The 6,542-nt window shown below is 41.4% G+C and carries 6 protein-coding genes; 4 read left to right on the forward strand and 2 right to left on the reverse strand.

The genetic code is table 11. The annotated features are described in order from the left end of the window. Positions 1-310 precede the first annotated feature (310 nt). Positions 311-766 carry a hypothetical protein gene (locus tag V7K36_RS16240; protein WP_335117367.1) on the forward strand — a complete coding sequence of 152 codons (456 nt, stop codon included), beginning with the start codon at positions 311-313 and terminating at the stop codon, positions 764-766. Between the two features lie 54 nt (positions 767-820). Here the strand turns inward: V7K36_RS16240 and V7K36_RS16245 are convergent, their stop codons facing one another. Next, entirely contained in the window at positions 821-1,738 is a 918-nt protein-coding gene (locus tag V7K36_RS16245) for an AEC family transporter (protein ID WP_335117369.1), read from the reverse strand. Between the two features lie 101 nt (positions 1,739-1,839). Between V7K36_RS16245 and V7K36_RS16250 the strand changes: the two genes are divergently transcribed. After that, positions 1,840-2,643, forward strand: a complete 804-nt coding sequence (locus tag V7K36_RS16250) for a M15 family metallopeptidase (protein ID WP_335117371.1) — start codon at positions 1,840-1,842, stop codon at positions 2,641-2,643. 641 nt (positions 2,644-3,284) lie between these two features. Next, the gene (locus V7K36_RS16255; protein ID WP_335117373.1) at positions 3,285-4,847 is read left to right on the forward strand and encodes a mechanosensitive ion channel family protein; all 1,563 of its coding nucleotides are present in this window, start codon (positions 3,285-3,287) and stop codon (positions 4,845-4,847) included. 46 nt (positions 4,848-4,893) lie between these two features. On the opposite strand, the gene V7K36_RS16260 is transcribed toward V7K36_RS16255, so the two are convergent. Beyond that, positions 4,894-5,667 (reverse strand): AIM24 family protein, encoded by a 774-nt coding sequence (locus V7K36_RS16260; protein ID WP_335117375.1) that lies wholly within the window; start codon positions 5,665-5,667, stop codon positions 4,894-4,896. 314 nt (positions 5,668-5,981) lie between these two features. On the opposite strand from V7K36_RS16260, the gene V7K36_RS16265 reads away from it, so the two are divergent. Further along, positions 5,982-6,494, forward strand: coding sequence for an LssY C-terminal domain-containing protein (locus V7K36_RS16265; protein WP_335117378.1), 513 nt, complete (start codon positions 5,982-5,984; stop codon positions 6,492-6,494). Positions 6,495-6,542: the final 48 nt, after the last annotated feature.

Below are 6,542 nucleotides of genomic sequence, written 5' to 3' on the forward strand. Positions count from 1 at the left end.
GTTCATAGCTCTCATAACGCTGTCATACTTAAGTATTTTTTCTACTGACAGGATACCGTTACGTGGGCTTTCTTACTTCTCAGACATCCTCTAAGGAATCGCGCAGAAATAACTTACCTCTAGAGGAATGGTGAATTCCACGAAACTCGTTGAAAAAATTACAGCTTATAGATGATAATCTTACAGTAAATTTACTGAAACAGCCTAATGTTATTTTCAACAATCCTCGTTTTCTTCGGATGCCAGCAATAGTTTGCAGAGAATACGATATAAGAAATTTCGAGACCTTATCATAACACAAAGTTAATTTATGGATTTAACAGAACTAAAGTGGACTAAGAATGTAAATCATCAGGGTGATGATAAATATTGGGCTTATCAAAATGTTGGCCCGGTTTTAAATACTTTTAGATTAAATTGGAAAACAGAACAAGCAGAGAACGCCCGTAAACCAGAGGAAAGCGAACTCATTCTTTTAAGACAGCGTACCAAAGTAACGCATATTGTCAAACTTCTGAACAAGACTTTGTATGAAGATCCTCCCGATGGAGAATCTAGTATATCCCGTCTCGTTCAAGTAGTTTGGATAGCAGATTATTGGAGTGTACCTCCAGAACAAGACATAGTGTTTGGTTATCATGTCCATCTTGATGGGGGTAAAGTGATGAAGTTGGAAACCCCTACATTCAACAAACATTGGGGTAGCCGAGGCGGATTAGTAAAATTTCAAAATCATGTTCTAAAAGTGCTTAAATTAAAACCATAAGATGCGTTTTTCCTGGGGTTTTAAGCGATCGCATCACGGTGCATAAATCCAAAATCAAAACAGCCACAGCCAAACTGGGAGAGTAACCAGCAATACTATAGCCCCAGCAGCTAAGGCAGTTACTGCCAGATCGCGATCAAGATTGAATGTCTCAGCAATTACCAGTGTGGCAAAAGCTGGAGGCATGGCCATTTGTAGGACAATGACTTTTGCGATCGCCCCAGTTAATCCAAACAGTGGTAAAATACTCCCCAATATCAAGGGAACCAGCAACATTTTGATTCCCAAGCTCATCCCTGCTTGTGGTAGACTACCCCAAGATTTGAGCAGCGCTAGTCGCATCCCAATTAACATCAAAGATAAAGCTACGACACTCCAAGCAAATTTCTCTAACCAGAATTCCGCGACTGTGGAAATTGTCACCTGCCGAAACAGCAAGCCAAATCCGAAACCCCACAGGGCAGGATTAATTAAAATGGACTTAGCAATCTGCCAATGATTATGGATACCACCGCCAAAACGCGCTGCTAGTAACACACCCAAGCCATAAGTTCCTGGGAATGAACCTAACAAATCGTAGAATAACGCCCAAGCAAAGTATTCCTTGCCTACCATTGCTAAAGTGATAGGAAAGCCAAAATAACCTGTGTTACCCAACATTGCTGCTAATATCAAGCTAGCCTGAGTCGATTGTTGAGGGACGGTATTTTTAAAATAGGCTTGTCCTTTAATTCCTAGCCAAGCTAAAAATCCTCCTAGTAAAATGGCTAAGTAAGCGAAGGCAGGTGCAATCCAAATTTGCCCCGACAAGCTAGATTGATGCAAAAACGATACTATGCTTATGGGTACTCCCACCCGAAAAAGGAACTGTCCCAAACGTGTAGGAACTGTCACAGGTAGTTTGCGTCCCAGAATAAAACCTACCAGGACTAATCCTCCCAGCTTGACGTATAGTTCTAAAAGGTTTATCAAGATTGCGCCTAAAACCACAGATTTAAAATGCTAGCTGTTACGTCTACTTTTGTCCAGTGCAAAATCTGTTATGGCTATCCCACAGAAACAGGAGTTTACCCTTGAATAAAGCTGGGTTTTCTGGAAAACCGCAAAACTCATCGAATGACCTTGGTGATGATATTCCAGTGGCTGTACGCGATACCCCTGATGCAACACCTAAAATCTGGTTGCAAACCCGAATTGTCCTGATTGGCGGAGTTGCAGTATTTATCCTCCTGGCTTTAATTAGCGGTTTTTTGTTTTTCGTCACTGCATCCAAAAAAACCGCCGATTCTCAACCCTCGCCCACTACTTCTGCTCCTGCAACTCCAGCAGCATCTACTAATTCTAGCGATACTGTGTTAGGGCATTTTTCATACCCAGAAGCCCCTGAATCAGAACTAGTAACCATCTCCGCAAATAGGGGCATTAGAATGCGAAAAGCTGCTGCCCAAAAATTTGAGGAGATGGTAGCAGCAGCGCGGAGTGCAGGTGTAATTTTAGTACCTATTTCTGGCTTTCGCTCAGTCAAAGACCAGGAGCAGTTGTTCTTTGCTGTCGGTGCCCAACGAAATCAGACGCCAGCAGAACGAGCTGCCCTCAGCGCTCCTCCTGGTCATAGCGAACATCACACAGGTTATGCTGTGGATATTGCAGATGGAGCAGTACCAGCAACTAATCTCCAAACCAACTTTGACCATACCAAGGCTTATCAGTGGCTGCAAGCAAATGCAGCGCGTTTCAGTTTTGAAATGTCATTTCCTAAAGATAATGTTCAAGGTGTGAGTTATGAGCCTTGGCACTGGCGTTTTGTAGGCGATCGCAACAGCTTGGAAATGTTCTACAAAGCCAGAAATTTAAAACCCGCTAAGTTGCCTCAATAAAAGTTGATCTAGAACAGCGATTCAGTAATCGGGGAGCAAAAGAAAAATTAGTTGAGAGTGAAGTAAATAATGGAGACGAAAATAGACTAAAAGCTTGCCAGCCAATGCAGGTGAATATAGATTTGATTCGGTAATTGAAACTGCCACTCTAGGCAGTGATATGATTTCTCAGCATAACAAGCCGAAGCTTCATTTTTTCAGCTTTTGGGGGCAGCATTTGAACTATCTTATCTGCCTCCAAGTCAATTAATTTTGCGATCGCCTCTAATTCTTTTTCACTAGGAAACTGATTAAATCGAAATTTCTCCCACCTTGCTAATACGAAACTGCCCTTTATCCTGACGACCAACTGCAAGGGTAGCAACTTCGTCTTTTTGAACTCTCTAAACCATTCTTTTTATAGTTCGGATACTTTTTCCAAGTGCTTTAGCAGCCTCTGCGATCGCAGAGGCTGCGAGCATTCTTATCAGGTGCTTATACAATGGCATCAATTACATCAGCCTTTTGCTGAAACTCTGGCGAATCATAGTTAACCAGGAAATAAGACTTTCCCTCTACCTACTCTCTATATGTTTTATTCTTAACGTTTGCGACTGCCATCAAAATATTTCAATATTCTCATTGCAGTACTAACTTTTGTTTTGTTTCTCTGGCTTACTCCTGTCGTTGCTCAAGCATTAACTAAAGCTCCGGTTATATTGGATGGGCAACAGCTTTTTCAGATCAGCGATTCTGGTGAGTATAGCGCTCAAGAACGGGCAAATTTAATCAACTCACAATTAAAAAATCTGATTTCAGCTTCTGAATCTATTCAAGTTAAAATTGAAAAACGCAACCAGCTACCTACTATTTTGCTAAATCACCGCTATCTGTTAACAGTTACACAACAAGATACTGTTCCAGGTAGCACACTTGATGAGCAGGCAACCATTTGGGTGCAGCAAATTGAAGAAGCATTACAGCAAGCTCACTTAGAGCGAACTAAAACCTATCTTCAACAAACAACTTTTGTAGCAGTAGCAATTTTACTCATAACTGCTGGATTCAGTTGGCTATTGGGATGGATTAAGTATTACTTTTTTCAAGCAGCATCACAACGCTTAACTAATACTACCAACGCCATACCTAACTCGGAACCACTTAAAGTATTGGAATTATTTCTCAAATTAGTGCTGGCGAGTATACGGTTCGGACTGTGGGTAAGTGCTGTTCTTTATATCACTAATCTCTTTCCGTTTACTCGTCAATGGAGCTACCAAATTTCAAATATTCTGATTACTAGTTTCACATCACCTATTCTAACATTAGGGAAGAATCCTTACTCTATTAGTGAATTAATAATTTTGATTGGTTTGTTGTTCGGCTTAGTTATCTTTGCTGGAACTGTAACCAATTTTTTACGTTCTCGCATTCTATATCTTACTGGAATCAATCGTGGCGCTCAAGAAGCGATTGTAATACTTTTCAAATATGGTCTGATTTTTATTGGCACACTGGTACTGCTACAAATCTGGGGGCTTGACATTAGCTCTTTGACAATCTTAGCAAGTGCTTTAAGCGTTGGAATTGGCTTTGGCTTACAGGATATTGCTAAGAATTTTGGCAGTGGTTTAGTACTAGTATTTGAGCGTCCGATTCAAGTTGGAGATTTTGTAGAAGTTGGGGAATATACAGGTATTGTCGAGCGAATGGGTGGAAGAAGTACCGAGATTCGTACTCTTGACCACGTTTCAATCATTGTACCCAACTCTCGTTTCTTAGAAAAAGAAGTAATCAACTGGAGCCATCGCAACCCGATTTCTCGCCTTCATCTTCCCATTGGCGTTGCTTATAGTTCAGATCCCAAAGCAGTGCAAGCTGCTCTGCTAGAGGCAGCGTCTAAACATCCCAATGTATTGCAGGCTCCTTCTCCTCTAGTGCTGTTTAAAGAGTTTGGTGACAACGCCTTAAATTTTGAGCTATTAGTATGGACTGCGGAACCTAATAAACAATTTTTGCTCAAAAGTGATTTATACTATAATATCTACGAAGTATTACAGCAACGAAAAATTGAAATTCCTTTTGCTCAGTTAGATTTACATCTGCGTTCTGGCACGTTAGAATTTACGCCAGAAATGCAGTTAGCTTTCATACGAATGTTTGAACAATTGTCAAACAATGAACAACGCATAGATCCAATCAACCCAAGTCAAAATCAAACTTAAATTCGGAATTACCTCGAACTCTTGAGGTTGACAACGTACTTATACTTTAACCGAGATTACCGGTACCACCGACTTGAGTTGCGCCCTCAGATACAGGAGGGTGATAAGTCATAGACTGCAACCCTAAGCGACCAGGACCAGTAAAACGGTTAAGAGTGAATGAAATACCGCCAAGCATTACCCCAATTGCTCCGAAGATACCGCCACTAGATTGCAGCGCCGTTACTGTCTCCATCTTCACTGATGAGTCTTTCCACAACCATGCGCCTGGTTCTACATCTAACATCTCTCCAGGAGCGAGATACTTTTCAAAAACATTGCCGTAACCGTGAATTATAAGCAGCCCCCCTTGTTGCTGACCAATGAAGCGATCAATGAATAACCCGCCACTGCGGCTGAAAAAGAGGTTCGCCAGTCCTCGCTGGAAAAAGAAACTGTACTCAATATTACTGGTAGCTAGCAAAAACTGATGTTCGCGCACGTCCACTGTCTGTCCACGCTCTAATTGCAGCACCACAATTTGTCCTGGCGCTTCACGGGAGAAAGCAATATTCCCTGGCCCATGTGCTTCACTGATAAAAATTTGCAGTCCGGCAAAGAAACGCTTGGCTGCCCCTTTTAAACCTTTGACACCGAGGCGAACATTGGGGTGTTTCCACAGTAGAATATGATGCTCAAAGTAAATTGATTGCTGTTGTCCCAGATGGACATCTACTACAGGTACTACTTCTCCTTCGATTCTTAAATTTAAGTCACCCGAATGAAAGCTTTGTTGGGGATTTCTCAATTCTGGTATCGGTTCACTCCTGAAGTCAGACATAGTATAGTATAATCTCACAGATGGTTTAAAAGAAAATCACTTAGCTTAACTATAGTGATGCTCTTACAAGTTTTGATCATATTATTCAAGAAGATTTATCAACAGGCAAAAGCCAAAACGATGAACACTTCCAATGTTTTTTTTAAACATTGTTTCCAAGGGTGCGATGATTAAAGAAGTCGGAAGTCGGAAGTAAAGTTTTGTAATGGGGATTTAACCCCAACAGAAAACTTGCTGCTTGATAGTTGCTATGCAACTTAAACCCACGGAATTGATTAATTAAAAAAGAAATATAGCTTTGTCACCGGGTTCAAATGCAACAAGCCTCTAACTCAAATAGTGACGCACGCCCAAAACATCGACATTGGTTTTGGTACATTTTTGGGACGTTAGTTGGTTTATTCGGTTTATATGGATTGGTGAGTTATATCGTTTTACCAGCACTGTGGCGTCACTATGAACATAACCCAAAGCTGGAACATTCTCCGAAAACAACGCAAACGGCAGAAGGGATCTCTGGAGATCCTCTGAATATTGGATTTGTAGGTACAACAGCAGAAGTGGTGCAGACGCTACTGACAGCAGGTTGGTATCCAGCAGACCCGATCACCTTACGCTCAAGTGCTGGGATAGCTAAAAGTGTTGTCCTCAAGGATTCTTACCCAACTGCACCTGTGAGTAATTTATATTTGTGGGGACGCAAACAGGATGTGTCTTTTGAACTAGCCGTGGGCAATAATGCCAAGCAGCGACACCACGTTCGCTTGTGGCAATCGAACGACTTACAGCAGTTTGCGATCAAATTCACCACAAAAAAAGCTATCTAATAGGCTCAAAAAACAGACCACAATGATTAAACCAATTTAGAGCATTTT

The sequence above is a fragment of the Nostoc sp. genome, from assembly GCF_036919555.1.
In the GTDB taxonomy this organism is placed as follows: domain Bacteria; phylum Cyanobacteriota; class Cyanobacteriia; order Cyanobacteriales; family Nostocaceae; genus Nostoc.

Bases quoted from the DNA above. Each gene is read 5' to 3' on its own strand.
- V7K36_RS16240 (WP_335117367.1), top strand. From the start codon at position 311: ATGGATTTAACAGAACTAAAGTGGACTAAGAATGTAAATCATCAGGGT.
- V7K36_RS16260 (WP_335117375.1), bottom strand. From the start codon at position 5,667: ATGTCTGACTTCAGGAGTGAACCGATACCAGAATTGAGAAATCCCCAA.
- V7K36_RS16265 (WP_335117378.1), top strand. From the start codon at position 5,982: ATGCAACAAGCCTCTAACTCAAATAGTGACGCACGCCCAAAACATCGA.